Here is a 15,385-nt window from a genome sequence, read left to right as displayed (position 1 = left end):
ACAAGCGCGAGACACACCATGTGGCCGGACCGTCGATTGATCGATCGTTTCAACACCGAATTCCCGATCGTGCTGGCGCCGATGGCCGGCGTGATGGATGCGGAACTGGTGATTGCGGTGGCGCAGGGCGGCGGGCTCGGCTCGCTGCCGTGCGCGATGCTGTCGGCCGAGAAGGCGCGCGAGCAGGTCAACATCATCCGCCAGCGCGTGTCGGCGCCGGTCAATCTCAACTTCTTCTGCCACAAGGCGGTCGACGCCGATCCGGCGCGCGAGGCGCAATGGCGGCAGCGGCTGGCGCCTTACTATCGCGAGCACGGCCTCGATCCCGATGCGCACATCAACGCCGCGAACCGCGCGCCGTTCGATGCGGCGTTCTGCGCCGTGGTCGAGGAGCTGAAGCCCGAGGTTGTCAGCTTCCATTTCGGCCTGCCGGAGCCAAAGCTGTTGCAGCGGGTGAAGGCAGCGGGCGCCATCGTGATGTCGTCGGCGACCACGGTGAGGGAGGCGATCTGGCTGGAAGAGAACGGCGCCGATGTCGTCATCGCGCAGGGCGCCGACGCCGGCGGCCATCGCGCCATGTTCCTGACCGACAATATCTCCGAGCAGCCCGGCACGTTCTCCCTATTGCCGCAGGTGGTGGATGCGGTGAAGGTGCCGGTCGTCGCGGCCGGCGGCATCGCCGACGGACGCGGCATCGCCGCGGCATTGGCGCTCGGCGCCTCCGCCGTGCAGATCGGCACCGCCTATCTGCGCTGCCCGGAGTCCAAGGTGACCGCGCAGGGCCGTATCGCGCTGGCGCAGGCGAGCGATGAATCGACCGTCATCACCAATGTGATGACCGGGCGTCCGGCGCGCGGCGTCGCCAACCGTGTGATGCGCGAGGTCGGCCCGATCTCGCCGGACGCGCCGGCGTTTCCGCATGCCGCGACCGCGCTCGGGCCGCTGAAGGCCGCGGCCGAACAGCAGGGCAAGGTCGATTTCACCAATCTGTGGGCCGGGCAGGCGGTGCGCATGGGCAAGGAGATGCCCGCGGCCGAACTGACCCGGGCACTGGCAGGCGCCGCGCTGGCGCGGATGGGGGCGCTCTCTCAGGCCTGACGCGATCTCAGGCCTGACGCGCCGGCTCGCTCTGGTTGATCTCCAGATGCTCGGTCGCGAGCCTGCGGTAATGCGCAGCCATTTCCCGGTAATGTTGGCGGGAGATCGGGTCGGTGGCGCTTTCAGCGCGGCGCTCGAACATCTCGGCCTTTTCCTGCAGGATTTTTGCCTGGGACGACATGGCGACGGCCTCGCTCAGACCAGGCAGGCCACGTAAAGGATCGCGACGCCGATCACGGTACCGATCGACCACAGCGCAGGGTCCCAGCCTCCCGGCTGGGGGGTGGTTTCGGGCATGGACATGACGGACTCCCGTAGTCTTCTTTGCGGGCCAGTAGGCGCCGCGAATGTTTCCGGACGACTGCGCCGGGCCGGCAAAGTGGTTTCGTCGCCCGGTTTTGCCGCCGAATCGTCGGCGGCCCAGGCCCGCGGCCCGTCCGGCGAGGGTCTTCGGGCTGGGCCTTGGCCGGCGCTGTTGCGGCGCAAAACCGGCCTCTGCTATACGGCAGGCTGATCTTCAGCCTGACCTTTCAGACTTGGGGCCCTATATAATGTCCGTCGACGCCACGACCGTCCGCCGCATCGCGCATCTGGCGCGGATCGCGGTCAGCGACGCCGAAGTTCCCGATCTCCAGGGCGAGCTGAACGCGATGCTGGCCTTTGTCGAGCAGCTCTCGGAAGTGAATATCGAGGGCGTCGAGCCGATGACCTCGGTGACGCCGATGGAGATGAAGAAGCGCGCCGACGTGGTCAATGACGGCGAGATCGCCGATATCATCGTCCGCAATGCGCCCGATACCGTGAACGACTTCTTCCTGGTGCCGAAGGTGGTCGAGTAGCTCTCTGTTCTGGGACGATCCCGATGTGTCTGCTCTGCGACGATGAGAAGGCCTACAAGGCCTATATGGACTTCCTCGATGCAATGGAGCGCAAAGGGAAGGTCGCCGATCCCAATGCGGCGATGGACGCCGTGCTCGACCATCTCGAGGCGCTCGACGCCGAGCGCGCCAAAGAGAATAAAGCGCGCCAGGACGACCCCGCCAACGACAAGACCCTGTCTCCGTTCTTCTGCAGCCCGATCAATAAATGACCGATTTGACATCGCTGACGATCGCCGAGGCCCGCGAGGGCCTGGCGAGCAAGTCTTTCACCGCGAGCGAACTGACCGACGCACATCTCGCCGCCATCGAAGCCGCGCGCGTGCTCAATGCCTATGTGCTCGAGACACCCGACCGCGCACGCGAGATGGCGAAGGTGGCTGACGCGAAGATCGCCAAGGGCGAGGGCGGACCGCTGGCCGGCATCCCGCTCGGCATCAAGGACCTGTTCGCGACCCGCGACATCAGGACCACGGCGTGCTCGAAGATCCTCGGCAATTTCATTCCGCCCTACGAGTCGACGGTGACCTCGCAGCTCTGGCGCGACGGCGCGGTGCTGCTCGGCAAGCTCAACAATGACGAGTTCGCGATGGGCTCGTCGAACGAGACCTCGTGCTTCGGCCCGGTCACCAACCCGTGGCGCCGCGAAGGGTCCAACACCACGCTGGTGCCGGGCGGCTCGTCCGGCGGCTCGGCCTCGGCAGTCGCGGCGCTGCTCTGCATGGGTGCGACCGCGACCGATACCGGCGGCTCGATCCGCCAGCCCGCCGCGTTCACCGCGACCGTCGGCATCAAGCCGACCTATGGCCGCTGCTCGCGCTGGGGCATCGTGGCGTTTGCATCCTCGCTCGACCAGGCCGGCCCGATCGCGCGCACCACGCGCGACGCTGCGATCCTGATGCGCTCGATGGCGGGACACGATCCCAAGGACACCACGTCGGTCGACATCGCGGTGCCGGATTACGAGGCCGCGATCGGCAAATCCGTGAAGGGCATGAAGATCGGCATCCCCAAGGAGTATCGCCTCGACGGCATGCCGGCCGAGATCGAAAAGCTTTGGGAAGCGGGCGCGCAGTGGCTGAAGGCCGCAGGCGCCGAGCTCGTCGAGGTGTCGCTGCCGCACACTAAATACGCGCTGCCGGCCTATTACATCGTGGCGCCGGCGGAGGCCTCGTCGAACCTCGCGCGCTATGACGGCGTGCGCTACGGGCTGCGCGAGCCGGCCAAGAACATCATCGAGATGTACGAGAACACCCGCGCCGACGGCTTCGGCGACGAGGTGCGCCGCCGCGTGCTGATCGGCACCTATGTGCTTTCGGCCGGCTACTACGACGCCTATTATCTGCGGGCGCAGAAGGTGCGGACGCTGATCAAGAGGGATTTCGAGGATTGCTTCGCCAAGGGCGTGAACGCGATCCTGACGCCGGCGACGCCGTCGGCGGCGTTCGGTATCGGCGAGAAGGGCGGCGCCGATCCGGTCGAGATGTATCTCAACGACATCTTCACCGTGACCGTGAACATGGCGGGCCTGCCGGGCATCGCCGTGCCCGCGGGCAAGGACACGCAGGGCCTGCCGCTCGGCCTGCAACTGATCGGCCGTCCGTTCGACGAGGAGACGCTGTTCTCGCTCGGCGAAGTGATCGAGCAGGCGGCTGGACGTTTCACGGCGCCGAAATGGTGGTGAGCGATGACGGATTTCCGTGCCAGCCTGAATGACGCCGCGCCGGATCCGGCGCTGTCGCCGCCGCTCGCCGCATTGTGGTGGGCGAGGAAGGGCGATTGGGACCAGGCGCACCGCATCGTGATGAACGAGAGCGACGCCAATTCGGCCTGGGTGCACGCACATCTGCATCGCGTCGAGGGCGATCTTTCCAATGCCGGCTACTGGTATCGCCAGGCCGGCCAACCCGTCGCAACGGACACGGTCGAGGCCGAGTGGGAGCGGATCGTCTCCGCGCTGCTGGCCTGAACGATCGGTGCCGGATGCCGCAGCCAGATGCCGGTGCCAGATGCCGGTGTCTTGGCACCGCGATCATTAACCGTGTTTCGGCCGCCATGCCGCCGCCCAGATTGGCCGTGATAGGCTAATGGAACCGGGCGGGGGCCAGCGGCAATAGAGAGTAGTCGTGCGTGGGTTGGGGATAGGGGGATGGCTGTCGGCGTTGCTGGTGGCCGGGGTGGCGGCGGGCCTTGCCGGCTGCGCGTCCGTCTACAATCTCCCGGGCAACGTCCCGCTCGGTGCCGCGCTTGCCGACAACAACAGCGCCCGCGATTTCCCGACCTACGAAGATGATTTGCTGCTGGCGCTGTCGTTCTCCGGCGGCGGCACCCGTGCGGCGGCGTTCTCCTTTGGCGTGCTGGAGGAGCTCGATCATACGCATTCGAGTGTGGCGGGCACCAAGACACTGCTCGACCGCGTTGACTTCGTGTCCGGCGTCTCCGGCGGATCGATCACCGCCGCCTATTTCGGATTGAAGCGGCGCGCGGCGCTCGCCGATTTCCGCGAACGTTTCCTGCTGCGCAATGCCGAGGAAGGGCTGAAGACCAGGATCTCGCTCGGCAATATCGGGCGCGCGCTGGGCGGCGGCGTCAACGACAGCCAGTTCACCGACTGGCTCGATCAGAACCTGTTCGACGGCGCGCGGTTCGAGGCATTGCCCGACGACCGTCGGCCGCGGGTGTGGATCAATGCCTCCGACATCTACAACCGCACGCCGTTCGTGTTCGGCAAGACGTCGTTCGACGCGCTGTGCAGCGACATCCGCGCCTATCGCGTCGCCGAAGCGGTGGCGGCATCGGCCGCGGTGCCGCTGGCGTTCGCGCCGATCGTGCTGCAAACCTATCCAGGCGGCTGCGCCGCGCCGCTGCCGCCCTGGTACGACCGGGTGCGCAACGATCCGAACGCGCAGCCGTTGCTGCGTTCCTACGCCGAGGCCCAGGCGCGCTACCGCGACGGCTCGATGCGCTACGTCAAGCTGCTCGACGGCGGCCTGGTCGACAATTACGGCCTGTCGGGACTGAGCATCGGTCTGCTCGCCGCGCAGCATCCCTATGAACCGCTGAGCGAACGGCAGGCGGCCAGGCTGAAGCGCATCCTGTTCCTGGTGGTCGATGCCGGCCGCGGCATCTCCGGCGATTTCGTGCAGACGCTCGAAGGGCCGAGCGGTGTCGAGCTGGTGTCGGCGGCCGCCGACACCGCGATCGATGCCAGCGTGCGCTCGAGCTACGCGGCCTTCACCGCGCTCGCCGACGACTGGTCGGGCAAGCTGAAGCGCTGGCGCTGCGGCCTGTCGGCGGCGGATCGCTCGAGGCTCGGCGTCGGCGCCGGCTGGAAATGCGGCGACGTCGCGATCTATGTCGAGCGGCTCGGCTTCGACCGGCTCGGACCGGAGCGGGCCGGCATCCTGAACGCCATCCCGACGCGGTTGTCGCTGCCGCCGGAGCAGGTCGACCAGCTGATCATGGGCGGCGCGGACGCGCTGCGCTCGAGCAAGGCCTATCAGCAGTTCCGGCGCGGGCTCTGATCCGCGCCTGACGCGCCGCTGTGGGCCGCGAAGGGGCAGCAAGGGGACAGCAAGGCGGCTTGACTGGCGCGGTCGGTTGCGCGAAGCCCAATCCATCCCAGATATCACTTTGTCCGGAAACCGAGATCCATGACCGCAGCTGCCGTCCCGCATAAACTGATCAAGAGCGCCACCGGCGATTGGGAGGTCGTGATCGGCATGGAGATCCATGCCCAGGTCACCTCGAACGCAAAGCTGTTCTCGGGCGCATCGACCGCATTCGGCGGCGAGCCCAACTCTCATGTCTCGTTGGTCGATGCCGCGATGCCGGGCATGCTGCCCGTGATCAACGAGGAGTGCGTCCGCCAGGCGGTGCGCACCGGTCTCGGGCTGAATGCGAAGATCAATCTGCGCTCGGTGTTCGACCGCAAGAACTATTTCTATCCCGACCTGCCGCAGGGCTACCAGATCAGCCAATACAAGTCGCCGATCGTGGGCGAGGGCGAGGTGTCGCTCGAACTCGACGGCGGCCGCAGCACCACGATCGGGATCGAGCGGCTGCATCTGGAGCAGGACGCCGGCAAGCTGCTGCACGACCAGTCGCCGACGATGTCCTATGTCGACCTCAACCGTTCCGGCGTCGCGCTGATGGAGATCGTGTCCAAGCCAGATATCCGCGACGCCGAGCAGGCCAAGGCCTACGTCAGCAAGCTGCGCTCGATCCTGCGCTACCTCGGCACCTGCGACGGCGACATGGAGAAGGGCAGCCTGCGCGCCGACGTCAACGTCTCGGTGCGCCGTTACGGCGAGACCGCGTTCGGCACCCGCTGCGAAATCAAGAACATGAACTCGATCAACTTCATCGGCCAGGCGATCGAGTACGAGGCGCGGCGCCAGATCGAGATCATCGAGGACGGCGGCTCGATCGACCAGGAAACCCGGCTGTTCGATCCGAACAAGGGCGAGACGCGCTCGATGCGCTCCAAGGAAGAGGCGCACGACTATCGCTACTTCCCGGACCCCGATCTGTTGCCGCTCGAATTCAGCCAAGCCTATGTCGATGATCTCAAGGCGCAGTTGCCGGAGCTGCCGGACCAGAAGAAGTCCCGTTTTATTACGGGCTTCGGCCTGTCGCCCTATGATGCGAGCGTGCTGGTCGCCGAGCGCGAGAGCGCGGAGTTCTACGAGACGGTGCTTGCCGGCCTTGCCGACAAGGCGCGCGACGGCAAGCTCGCCGCCAACTGGGTGATCAACGAGCTGTTCGGCCGTCTCAACAAGGAAGGCGTCGACATCGCAGCGTCGCCGGTGTCGGCCGAGCAACTCTCCGCGATCGTCGCCTTGATCGGCGAGGGAACGATTTCCGGCAAGATCGCCAAGGACTTGTTCGAGATCGTCTGGCAGGAGGGCGGCGATCCGCGCACGCTCGTCGAGACGCGCGGCATGAAGCAGGTCACCGATCTCGGCGCGATCGAGAAGGTGGTCGACGACATCATCGCGGCCAATCCTGACAAGGTCGAGCAGGCCAAGGCGAAGCCGCAACTGGTCGGCTGGTTCGTCGGTCAGGTGATGAAGTCGTCCGGCGGCAAGGCGAACCCGCAGGCGGTCAACGACCTCTTGAAGTCGAAGCTCGGCATCTGAACCGACAGGACAATGATGTTGTCCTTGGCGCATGATCCGACCGGATCATGCTCTCGCGCGATCGCCTCTCGCCTCGTCGCGCGCGCGTGAACGCGGCGTGATCCTGCCTCACAGCCTCTTGCGACGGTCGCACCGCCGCCCTCGGCGCCGAATCGGCGCAGCTGCGATTCGTTCGCGAAACCGGCTCGGACGACCTCAAACGAGGCAAAAGCCGTCTTTCCCACGAAAATTTTTTCGTTGCCAAAAATTACGACTCGGCGTGCGCGCCGCGCCGCTTTTCGTCGCCGCTCGCGACTCAGCGCAACGTCGATCGCGCGTCGATCGCTTCGATGCGAATTCAACGAAAGCCTGCAATACAAGGCATTTCCTGCGACGTTGACAAATGCCGATGTCGGCCGCTGTTGCACTTCTCGCATCGTCGCGCGAATGCATCGTCGATTTGAACGGCGGCGCGCGCTGTGCGCACTGCCATCGCTGCGTCAACACTTCCTTAAGCGGGACACTGTTTTTTTCGGTCTGTTGGTGTATTCGGGAAGTAGTGCATATCGATTCCCGAGTGCACGCAGCGAAGTAGAGCCATCTCACATACTGGAGGGCAACATGGCTAAGAAGGCAAAGAAGGCGAAGAAGGTTAAGAAGGCGAAGAGCGCAGTGAAGAAGACTGCGAAGAAGACCCGCAAGGTCGCCAAGAAGAAGTAAGCCTCTCGCCTTGAGAGGATTGCCGGCGGCTTTGACGCCGGCACGTCGCAAGAGCCGGCGGACGGACTGCTGAGAGGCACATCCCACCCAAGGCTCTGGCTGACGAAAGAGGGTGTCGGCGAGACATCAGGTCAAACGGCTGGATCGAATTTCGGAGAGGGCAACCTTCCCAAACCGGTCCGGCAGAAGAAACAGAGATTTCTTCGTTCGGTGCGGAGCACGCTCGGTTCCGCAATTTCACCGGCGAGAATGCCGACTGAAATCTGGTCCTGACGTGTTCGCCGACCCCCTCGTTCCGGCGGCCTGCGCAGTCCGCGCCCCGGCAACCATTTTCCCCATTCCAGCTCTGGACTGACGTCAGGCTTCACGGCCTCGCGTTGCATGTGCCTGTGCACCCGGTGGTGCGTCATTCCGCGGACCGTTCGCCGGTTCTGCCATCCCCTCGTCAATCTCAGGACTGACTGCCGACCGCCCGGGCGGCAGCGCCCGCGGGCCATTGTCCGCGATGGTTATCGTTGTCCGAAACAGCAGGGTAAACCGGCGTTCACGAATGCACAGAAGTGCCTGCGGCACAGGCACTTTTGCGATTCCTGCAAACGGCCCGGGCGGCGCCGATTTACATCCCGTTCATCGCGATACTTAAACCGCTCTTCAAATTTGATGGGCCATGATCATCCCAACAAGCCGGCAAACGGCAAGCGCATGATCCTCCGGGACCAGCGCGGGCATGATCAAGAGATCAGCCCGGGGATATCAGGGTAGTTCAACAGTGGACGGGGGCCGCGCTCGGGGGAGGGCGGCCAACAACAAAAAGGGGAATGACAATGTTTCAGGGGGTCATCGATCAGGAAAGCGCGGTCCCGGTTGCTGCAACGGCAATCCAGGACGTGCTGTTCGAGCGTGGCATGTATTGGGCGAGCGGCCGCTCCGGCGTGGTCAACCTCGTCGCGGCGCACAAATGGTTCAACCTGGCGGCGCTCAAGGGACGTGCCGATGCGATCGCGCACCGTCGCGAAGTCGCCGAGCAGATGTCCGATGTCGAGATCGCGGCCGCCCAGCGCGAAGCCCGCGCCTGGATGACGACGCACTAATCTGTCGTTTTGACGCGTTTTCTTCACGCGAACCGGTCGTCCGCTTCGCTCGAAAACGCTCTGCTATCGAGCTGGGAGCCTCGGGCTCCCTCGCTCCATCTAGAACCAGTATCGCGCCGCGTAGATCGCGGTCATGACAGCTCCGGCGACGATGACGAACTGCCGGACGATGGGCGCCGGAAGGATCCGGATCAGGTAGCCTCCGGCGTAACCGCCGATCATGGCGCCGAGCAGCATCGCCAGCGTCTCCGGCCATCGCACGGCTCCCTCGCCGATGAAGATCACTGTGGCGGCGAGCGACACGCAGGTCGCGAGCAGGTTCTTCAACGCCTTGATCGCCCTGATGTCGTTGGGCTCGGTGATCGAGAGCACCGCGGTCAGGATGACGCCGAGCCCGGCGCCGAAGAACCCTCCATAGACGCACGCCAATCCAAGGACGGTACTGCTCGCACCGGTCGAGGGCAGAGCTGCCTCCGTCTGGTGCCCGATGCTCCATCGCTGGATCTGCGGCGCGAACGCGAACAGCAGCGTGGCGAATGCGATCAGCCCCGGCACCGGCAGCACGAACAGCCGCTCGGGAAGCAGCAGCAACACGCCGGCGCCGATCGCGCCGCCCAGGGTGGAGACGGCGACGAAGCTGATCGTGCGCCGGCTCGGCCGTGGCAGCTTGCCGCGATCGGCGAGCGCCGCGATCAGATGCCCCGGCGAGATCGCCACCGCATTCGACGCGTTGGCGATGACGGCCGGCAGGCCTGCCGCGAGCATCGCCGGAAACGTGATCAGCGTCGCGCCGCCCGCCAGTGCGTTGATGATGCCGCCCGCGACGCCGGCCGCGAGCAGCAAGAGACCGGTCTGAACATCCATGCTTCACCCATTCGAGGGTGAGCAGGCTAGCGGGCGGAGCCGCGCTCCGTCTGGAACGTCTGTGACGTCGTCAATCGCGCCAGTAGACGCCCGGCGTGGTGCCAAAGGTGCGGCGGAACAGGCGGGTGAGGTGGCTCTGGTCGGCGAAACCCGCATCGGCCGCTGCTGCGGCGATCGGCTCACCGGCGCGCAGCAACTGCCGGGCAAGATTGAGCCGGGCGAGCTGTCGGAAGGCATGCGGTGCGACGCCGAGCTCGCGCCTCACCAAGCGGCTGAACCCTTCGCGGCTTCGTCCCAGGCTCGCGGCAATAGCGCGGATCGACTCCGCACTCTCGGTCAGGGTGCCGCCGAGCTTCACCCGGTCGGTGTGCCTGGCCGGGCTGGACGGCTTGTGCGACAAACTAGCGTCGGCGATCTCGTGGATGTCCTCGGGCGATATCTCCTCGACGCTCCGCCAGCGCTTTCCGATCCGAACGACCCGCAGCGTCGAGCAGGCGCGGCTCGCCGGTAGATAGGCGTTCAGGCAGACCGTCTCCGCGTCCGCCGTCGGCATCGGTGCATGCAGCAGTCCCGCCGGGATCAGCGCGGCATGGCCGGCAGGCACAGTGACGGTCGCGTCATCGACGCGAAAGGCGCGCGACCCCGACAGCACCAGCACAATCTGGCTTTCGTCATGGAAGTGCGGCCGGAGGCCGAGCGAGCCGGCACCGCGCCAAGATGCCAGCTCGACGATGCCGGCGCGGTCGGCTCGCCGGTATGTCCAGGCATTGGTCATGGCGAACGGGATGGTCATGCAGGTATCGAGCCGATGGAAGTGGTGCTTTCCAAACCTAGCACTGACATCCCCGACCGTCATGAGGCGTCACCGCGCGACCAATACGATCGGTGAGGCCGTCCGCATCGTCGCCATCGCGATGACGGCGGCGACGAGGTTGGCGGCGGCGCTGATCGCCACCGGGATGAAGTAGCTGTGGCCGATGTCGTAGGCGAAGCCGGCGGCGCTCGGACCCAGCAGCGTGCCAAAGGCGACGCTGGTGTAGAGGATGCCGATGATGCCGCCGACATTGCGGCCGCCGAAATGATCGGTCACCACGGCGGGCAGGATCGCGACCCAGCCGCCATAGAACACGCCGAACAGCAGCGCGAACACCGACAGCGACCAGAAGCTGCCGGCGATCGCCCAGATCGCCAGCGACACCGCCATGCCGAGATACATCGCGACCAGGAACGCATCGCGGCCGACCCGGTCGGCAATGCCGCCGAGGAAGAAGCGGCCGGCGGTGCTGCCGACGCCGATCATCCCGAGCAGCAGCACGGCAAGCGCCGGTGCCACCTGATGATCGACCGCAAACGGCACCAGATGCACGAACGGCACGAACACCCCGAACGCGCTGATCAGGCAGGCCGCATAGAGCCCGGCGAAGCGGGCGGTCTTGATCGCACCGCGGATCGAGACGCCCTGCTGGAGCGGCGCGCTCGAGCCTGCCTCAAGCGGATCGCCGTCCGGCCCGGTGCCGTAGCGCCGGGGATCGTCCGCGATCGAGAGCGACGCGCCGATCCCGGCAACGACTGCGACGACGCCGAGCACGACATAGGCGTCGCGCCAGCCGAGGCTCGTGATCAGCCAGGTCGCGAGCGGCGGCATCACCAGCGTGCCGACCCCGATCCCGCTGACGGCGAGGCCCGACGCAAAACCGCGGCGCCGGACGAACCAGCGTTGCACGGCGCCCAGTGTCGGGACATAGGCGCAGCCGACGCCGACGCCGATCCCGATGCTGTAGGCGGCATAGACCTGAAGGATGGTCTGCGCCTGTCCCGCCAGCACCATGCCGAGACCGACCAGTGCCATTCCAAGGCAAGCGAGCCGGCGCGCGCCCCAGCGATCGGCAAGCGGGCCGGAGACGATTCCGAGGCCGAAATACAGGAAGCCCGCGAAGGAGAACACCAGCGAGACCGAGCCGCGCGAGGCGCCGAACTCCCGCTGCAACGACTCGACAAAGGACGAGAACGTGTAGGCGCTGCCGAAGCCGATCAAGGTCACGACGAAGCCGGCCGCGACGACGGCCCAGCCGTAGAACGGTTTTGCTCTCTGATAACCGGCGTGCATGACCGCGTTCCTCATGTTCGTTCTCCCTGAGCTGCGCGATCTGCTGGCTTGGCCGGCGGATAGCGCAGCATCTGCGTGCAGCGGAACAGCGCGATGGTCCTGCCGGTCGCCTCGCTCTTGATCTCCGCGTCCCACACCTGGGTGGTGCGGCCGGCGTGAACGAGGCGCGCTTCGCAGCTGACGCTGCCGTCGCGCGCGGCACCGATGAAGTTGGTCTTCAACTCGCCGGTGGCGAAGCCGATCGCGCCGTCCGGCAAGGAGGCGAGGCAGCCGAACCCGCACGCGGTATCTGCCAACGCGACGAGGCTTGCACCGTGCAACAGCCCGTGCGGCGAGAAGTGCTTCGCGGCGATCTCGAAGCGGCCGCGGATGTGGCCACGTCCGGCGTCGAGCCATTGAAAGTCGAGCAGGCCGGGCAGGCTGCCGGCTTGCGATGCGTTGATGCCATCGACGAGTTGGCCGGTATGGCCGGCCGCGCCGATCTCGCGCAAAGCGAGCTTGTTGGGGATCTCAGTCATGTCTTGTCTCCATCGGGAAACCGAAAGCCGCCATCAGAGCTCCATTTGATGATTAGATAATCTAACTTTATTGGGCTCTGATTTCTCTGCGTTGACGCGGCTTTCAGCATTGATATAGGCTAATTCAGCGCCTGGACGCCTGAATTGGCAAACCAGATTTGCTGCGGGATTGAGATTAGAAAATCTAAATCATGGAAAGCCGGCTTCCACCCCTGAACGCGCTCAAGGCGTTCGAGTCCGCCGCCCGCCATCTTTCGGTGAAGCTCGCGGCCGAGGAGCTGTGCGTGACGCCGGGCGCGGTCAGCCAGATGCTCAAGACGCTGGAAGCGCATCTCGGCACAAAACTGTTCGAACGGGTGCCGCGCGGCATCTATCTCACCGACGCCGGGCGCGACTATCTGCCGTCGATCCGCAACGCGTTTCGCCAGATCGCGGAGGCCTCGCGCCGCGTCGCTGCATCTGTCGACGTCGGCACACTGACGGTGAGCGTCACGCCGTTCTTCGCGTCGGCCTGGCTGGTGCCGCGGATGGCGTCGTTCCAGCACACGCATCCCGAGATCGATCTTCAGATCGTCACCAGCAACACGCTGGTCGATTTCTCGCGCAGCGGCATCGACGTCGCGGTGCGCCACGGCCTTGGCCGCTATCCGGGGCTACGCAGCGACCGCGTCGTCACGGTCGCGATGGTGGTGGTGGCAGCGCCCTCGCTGGTTGCGCGGCTCGGGCGGCCGGCGTCTCCCGCTGATCTCGCGGGCTGGCCGCAGGTCCATGACGCCGATCGCAAGGGCTGGAGCCTGTGGTTTCAGGCCAACGGCATCGAAGAGGTCCGCGCGCCGCGCGGTCCCTCGTTCGACGACAGCAGCCTGCTGCTGAAGGCCGTGCTGACCGGGCAGGGCGCGGGCCTGCTGCCGGCGGCGATGGTCGCAAGCGAGATCGGGAGCGGCGAATTGATCCAGTTGCTCGATACCGCGCATCTGGAGGAGTTCGCCTACTATCTCGTCTGCCCCGACAGCCGGCAGGGGCTTCCGAAGATCGCAGTGTTCAGGGAATGGATTTTGGGACCGGCGGCGCAGTCCGCGCCTGCGGAGCGCTAGCTATCCCGCCGCCACGCGCTATCGATAAAACGCGTTGGGCGGCACGCCAAAATGCCTGCGGAACATCGCGGTGAAGGCGCTCTGGCTGGCATAGCCGGCATCGAGCGCGACGTCGACCACGCGCGCGCCCTGCGCGAGGCGTTCGAGCGCGAACAGCAGGCGGGCCTGCTGACGCCATTCGCCGAAGGTCATGCCGGTTTCCCGGGCGAACAGGCGATGGATCGTCTTCGACGTCAGCTTCAGCCTTCGCGCCCATTGCCCGGCGGTCGAGGCATCGTCCGGGCGGTTCACCAGCGCCTTGCAGATCCGCGCCAGCCTGATGTCGCGCGGCATCGGCAGATGCAGCGGCAGCACATCGATTTCGCTGAGCTGGTCGAGCAGCACCCGCATCAGCCGCTCGTCGCTGGTGCCGGGGGTGTAGTCCAGCGGCACCCGCATCGCGGCGACGAACAATTCGCGCAGCAGCGGCGAGACCGTGAAGACGCAGCTGGTCTGCGGCAGATCGGGTGCCGCGGTGCTATCAACGAACACCGTGCGGATCTTGACCGCGCCGCACATCCGGACCTCGTGTGCGAGATCGGCGACCAGCCATACCGCGCGGTTGGGCGGCACCACCCAGGTGCCCTCGGCGCAGCGCACGATCATCACGCCTTCGATCGCGTAGAGCAATTGCCCGCGCGGATGCGCATGCCGGCCGGTCGACGCGCCGCTCGGATAGTCGATCTCCATCGCCGCCATCGGCCGTGCCGTGGCGTGATAGTCGAGGTGCCGTGTGATCAGCTCGTCCAACACGTTCATCTCGCAAGTCCGAATCGCAAGTCCGAATCGCAAGTCCCAATCGTATGTCCCAATCTCGCTAGGTGAGGTCATTCTAGCGTGAGACGGACTTTGGCGCGACAGCTAGTTGCTGGTGGGTCCTTCACCAACGCGCTGCCGGATCATGTTCAAGAAGAATGTTGCACTCCTGTATCCCTTCGTTGCCATCGTGCTGTGGGCCGGCAACGTCATCGTCTCGCGCCTCTCGGCGCACACGATCGGTCCGCAGGCGATCACCTTCTATCGCCTGCTGGTCGCGGTGCTCTTGATGTCGCCGTTCGTGGCGCGCGCCGCCTGGCGCAATCGGCGCGCGATCTGGCCGCATCTCGGTCCGCTCGCGATCCTCGGCTTCCTCGCGATGTGCCTGTTCCAGAGCCTGTCGTATCTGGCCGCCGAGACCACCACCGCGACCAACATGGCCGTGTTCACTGCGCTGACACCGCTGTTGACGGTCGCGCTCAGTGCCGCGCTGCTCGGCGAGCAGCCGACGCTTGGCATGCTCTGGGGCGCGCCGCTGTCGTTTGCGGGGCTGGTCTATCTCGTCAGCGGCGGCGACTTGCCGTCGCTGCTGCAGAGCGGCGTGCACGCGGGCGACGCACTGATGCTGCTGGCCGCGATGGTCTACGCGTTGTATGGCGTGCTGTTGAAGCGCTGGAATCTGCCGATCACCGGATGGCAATCGACCTTCATGCAGGCGCTGTGCGCGCTGCCCGTGATGTTTCCCGCATTCCTCGCGACCCCGGCACCGCTACGGCAGATCAATGGCGCAACGCTGCCGCTGATCTTCTATGCCGGCGCGCTGGCCTCGGTGGTGCTGCCGTTCCTCTGGATCCGTGGTGTCGCGCAACTCGGCCCGAACCGCTGCGCAATCTTCATGAACCTGCTGCCGGTGCTGACCGCTGTGGCCGCGATCGTGATGCTGGGCGAGCCGGTCAGGCCCTTCCACGTCATCGGCGGCGGCCTCGCGCTGCTCGGCGTCGCCTGCGCGCAGGCCTTCCCGCGGCCGCGGAGGACCGCGCGCGATGCGCGATAGGTCACGGAGATCGGCGATCTCGCCGTTTTGATCAGGGGTGAGGGGC

The 15,385-nt window shown here is 65.9% G+C and carries 17 protein-coding genes; 10 read left to right on the top strand and 7 right to left on the bottom strand.

Features of this window, described 5'->3' with window-relative positions; all coding sequences use genetic code 11:
- Nucleotides 1–18 precede the first annotated feature (18 nt).
- Entirely contained in the window at nucleotides 19–1,098 is a 1,080-nt protein-coding gene (locus ACVMB0_RS28840) for an NAD(P)H-dependent flavin oxidoreductase (RefSeq protein ID WP_461348414.1), read from the top strand.
- Nucleotides 1,099–1,105: 7 nt separating this feature from the next.
- Here the strand turns inward: ACVMB0_RS28840 and ACVMB0_RS28835 are convergent, their stop codons facing one another.
- Nucleotides 1,106–1,279, bottom strand: coding sequence for a hypothetical protein (locus ACVMB0_RS28835; protein WP_456754389.1), 174 nt, complete (start codon nucleotides 1,277–1,279; stop codon nucleotides 1,106–1,108).
- A 370-nt stretch (nucleotides 1,280–1,649) separates the two neighbouring features.
- On the opposite strand from ACVMB0_RS28835, the gene gatC reads away from it, so the two are divergent.
- The 6 genes from gatC to gatB all read left to right on the top strand — a co-directional run bounded on the left by gatC (nucleotide 1,650) and on the right by gatB (nucleotide 7,117).
- On the top strand, nucleotides 1,650–1,937 hold the full coding sequence (gatC, locus tag ACVMB0_RS28830) for an Asp-tRNA(Asn)/Glu-tRNA(Gln) amidotransferase subunit GatC (protein WP_461348413.1): 288 nt from the start codon (nucleotides 1,650–1,652) through the stop codon (nucleotides 1,935–1,937).
- 23 nt (nucleotides 1,938–1,960) lie between these two features.
- Nucleotides 1,961–2,188, top strand: a complete 228-nt coding sequence (locus ACVMB0_RS28825) for a hypothetical protein (RefSeq protein WP_456754391.1) — start codon at nucleotides 1,961–1,963, stop codon at nucleotides 2,186–2,188.
- Nucleotides 2,185–3,660 (top strand): Asp-tRNA(Asn)/Glu-tRNA(Gln) amidotransferase subunit GatA, encoded by a 1,476-nt coding sequence (gene gatA / locus ACVMB0_RS28820; protein WP_461348412.1) that lies wholly within the window; start codon nucleotides 2,185–2,187, stop codon nucleotides 3,658–3,660. The genes ACVMB0_RS28825 and gatA overlap by 4 nt, the downstream gene beginning before the upstream one ends.
- A gap of 3 nt (nucleotides 3,661–3,663) precedes the next feature.
- Nucleotides 3,664–3,945, top strand: coding sequence for a hypothetical protein (locus ACVMB0_RS28815; RefSeq protein WP_461348411.1), 282 nt, complete (start codon nucleotides 3,664–3,666; stop codon nucleotides 3,943–3,945).
- Between the two features lie 193 nt (nucleotides 3,946–4,138).
- Nucleotides 4,139–5,500 (top strand): patatin-like phospholipase family protein, encoded by a 1,362-nt coding sequence (locus ACVMB0_RS28810; protein ID WP_456756525.1) that lies wholly within the window; start codon nucleotides 4,139–4,141, stop codon nucleotides 5,498–5,500.
- A 129-nt stretch (nucleotides 5,501–5,629) separates the two neighbouring features.
- A complete protein-coding gene (gene gatB / locus ACVMB0_RS28805) occupies nucleotides 5,630–7,117 on the top strand; it encodes an Asp-tRNA(Asn)/Glu-tRNA(Gln) amidotransferase subunit GatB (RefSeq protein ID WP_461348410.1) in 1,488 nt (495 codons plus the stop codon).
- Here gatB and ACVMB0_RS28800 read toward each other — a convergent pair.
- Nucleotides 7,039–7,524 carry a hypothetical protein gene (locus tag ACVMB0_RS28800; RefSeq protein WP_461348409.1) on the bottom strand — a complete coding sequence of 162 codons (486 nt, stop codon included), beginning with the start codon at nucleotides 7,522–7,524 and terminating at the stop codon, nucleotides 7,039–7,041. The genes gatB and ACVMB0_RS28800 overlap by 79 nt on opposite strands.
- Nucleotides 7,525–8,640: 1,116 nt before the next feature.
- Between ACVMB0_RS28800 and ACVMB0_RS28795 the strand changes: the two genes are divergently transcribed.
- Complete coding sequence (locus tag ACVMB0_RS28795) at nucleotides 8,641–8,907, top strand: hypothetical protein (protein WP_461348408.1); 267 nt, start codon at nucleotides 8,641–8,643, stop codon at nucleotides 8,905–8,907.
- Nucleotides 8,908–9,006: 99 nt separating this feature from the next.
- On the opposite strand, the gene ACVMB0_RS28790 is transcribed toward ACVMB0_RS28795, so the two are convergent.
- The 4 genes from ACVMB0_RS28790 to ACVMB0_RS28775 form a co-directional block, all read right to left on the bottom strand.
- A complete protein-coding gene (locus ACVMB0_RS28790) occupies nucleotides 9,007–9,771 on the bottom strand; it encodes a sulfite exporter TauE/SafE family protein (protein WP_461348407.1) in 765 nt (254 codons plus the stop codon).
- 70 nt (nucleotides 9,772–9,841) lie between these two features.
- The gene (locus tag ACVMB0_RS28785) at nucleotides 9,842–10,564 is read right to left on the bottom strand and encodes an AraC family transcriptional regulator (RefSeq protein ID WP_461348406.1); all 723 of its coding nucleotides are present in this window, start codon (nucleotides 10,562–10,564) and stop codon (nucleotides 9,842–9,844) included.
- Between the two features lie 69 nt (nucleotides 10,565–10,633).
- The gene (locus ACVMB0_RS28780; protein ID WP_461348405.1) at nucleotides 10,634–11,893 is read right to left on the bottom strand and encodes an MFS transporter; all 1,260 of its coding nucleotides are present in this window, start codon (nucleotides 11,891–11,893) and stop codon (nucleotides 10,634–10,636) included.
- Nucleotides 11,890–12,396 carry a PaaI family thioesterase gene (locus ACVMB0_RS28775; protein ID WP_461348404.1) on the bottom strand — a complete coding sequence of 169 codons (507 nt, stop codon included), beginning with the start codon at nucleotides 12,394–12,396 and terminating at the stop codon, nucleotides 11,890–11,892. The genes ACVMB0_RS28780 and ACVMB0_RS28775 overlap by 4 nt, the downstream gene beginning before the upstream one ends.
- A 191-nt stretch (nucleotides 12,397–12,587) precedes the next feature.
- Between ACVMB0_RS28775 and gcvA the strand changes: the two genes are divergently transcribed.
- A complete protein-coding gene (gene gcvA / locus ACVMB0_RS28770) occupies nucleotides 12,588–13,490 on the top strand; it encodes a transcriptional regulator GcvA (protein WP_461348403.1) in 903 nt (300 codons plus the stop codon).
- A gap of 18 nt (nucleotides 13,491–13,508) precedes the next feature.
- Here the strand turns inward: gcvA and ACVMB0_RS28765 are convergent, their stop codons facing one another.
- Nucleotides 13,509–14,288 (bottom strand): helix-turn-helix domain-containing protein, encoded by a 780-nt coding sequence (locus ACVMB0_RS28765; RefSeq protein WP_461348402.1) that lies wholly within the window; start codon nucleotides 14,286–14,288, stop codon nucleotides 13,509–13,511.
- Between the two features lie 142 nt (nucleotides 14,289–14,430).
- Here ACVMB0_RS28765 and ACVMB0_RS28760 point away from each other — a divergent pair, with 142 nt between their 5' ends.
- Nucleotides 14,431–15,339: a DMT family transporter gene (locus ACVMB0_RS28760; protein ID WP_461348401.1), complete on the top strand. Its 909-nt coding sequence runs from the start codon at nucleotides 14,431–14,433 to the stop codon at nucleotides 15,337–15,339.
- Nucleotides 15,340–15,385 lie beyond the last annotated feature (46 nt).

The organism is Bradyrhizobium sp. USDA 4451 (genome assembly GCF_054822585.1).
The sequence above is the reverse complement of the archived record's forward strand: the minus strand, read 5'-3'. Positions and strand labels throughout refer to the sequence as shown.

Bases quoted from the DNA above. Each gene is read 5' to 3' on its own strand.
- gatA (WP_461348412.1), top strand. From the start codon at position 2,185: ATGACCGATTTGACATCGCTGACGATCGCCGAGGCCCGCGAGGGCCTG.
- gatB (WP_461348410.1), top strand. From the start codon at position 5,630: ATGACCGCAGCTGCCGTCCCGCATAAACTGATCAAGAGCGCCACCGGC.
- ACVMB0_RS28795 (WP_461348408.1), top strand. From the start codon at position 8,641: ATGTTTCAGGGGGTCATCGATCAGGAAAGCGCGGTCCCGGTTGCTGCA.
- gatC (WP_461348413.1), top strand. From the start codon at position 1,650: ATGTCCGTCGACGCCACGACCGTCCGCCGCATCGCGCATCTGGCGCGG.
- ACVMB0_RS28780 (WP_461348405.1), bottom strand. From the start codon at position 11,893: ATGAGGAACGCGGTCATGCACGCCGGTTATCAGAGAGCAAAACCGTTC.
- ACVMB0_RS28785 (WP_461348406.1), bottom strand. From the start codon at position 10,564: ATGACCATCCCGTTCGCCATGACCAATGCCTGGACATACCGGCGAGCC.
- ACVMB0_RS28815 (WP_461348411.1), top strand. From the start codon at position 3,664: ATGACGGATTTCCGTGCCAGCCTGAATGACGCCGCGCCGGATCCGGCG.
- ACVMB0_RS28765 (WP_461348402.1), bottom strand. From the start codon at position 14,288: ATGAACGTGTTGGACGAGCTGATCACACGGCACCTCGACTATCACGCC.
- ACVMB0_RS28835 (WP_456754389.1), bottom strand. From the start codon at position 1,279: ATGTCGTCCCAGGCAAAAATCCTGCAGGAAAAGGCCGAGATGTTCGAG.
- ACVMB0_RS28825 (WP_456754391.1), top strand. From the start codon at position 1,961: ATGTGTCTGCTCTGCGACGATGAGAAGGCCTACAAGGCCTATATGGAC.
- gcvA (WP_461348403.1), top strand. From the start codon at position 12,588: ATGGAAAGCCGGCTTCCACCCCTGAACGCGCTCAAGGCGTTCGAGTCC.
- ACVMB0_RS28760 (WP_461348401.1), top strand. From the start codon at position 14,431: ATGTTCAAGAAGAATGTTGCACTCCTGTATCCCTTCGTTGCCATCGTG.
- ACVMB0_RS28775 (WP_461348404.1), bottom strand. From the start codon at position 12,396: ATGACTGAGATCCCCAACAAGCTCGCTTTGCGCGAGATCGGCGCGGCC.
- ACVMB0_RS28840 (WP_461348414.1), top strand. From the start codon at position 19: ATGTGGCCGGACCGTCGATTGATCGATCGTTTCAACACCGAATTCCCG.
- ACVMB0_RS28790 (WP_461348407.1), bottom strand. From the start codon at position 9,771: ATGGATGTTCAGACCGGTCTCTTGCTGCTCGCGGCCGGCGTCGCGGGC.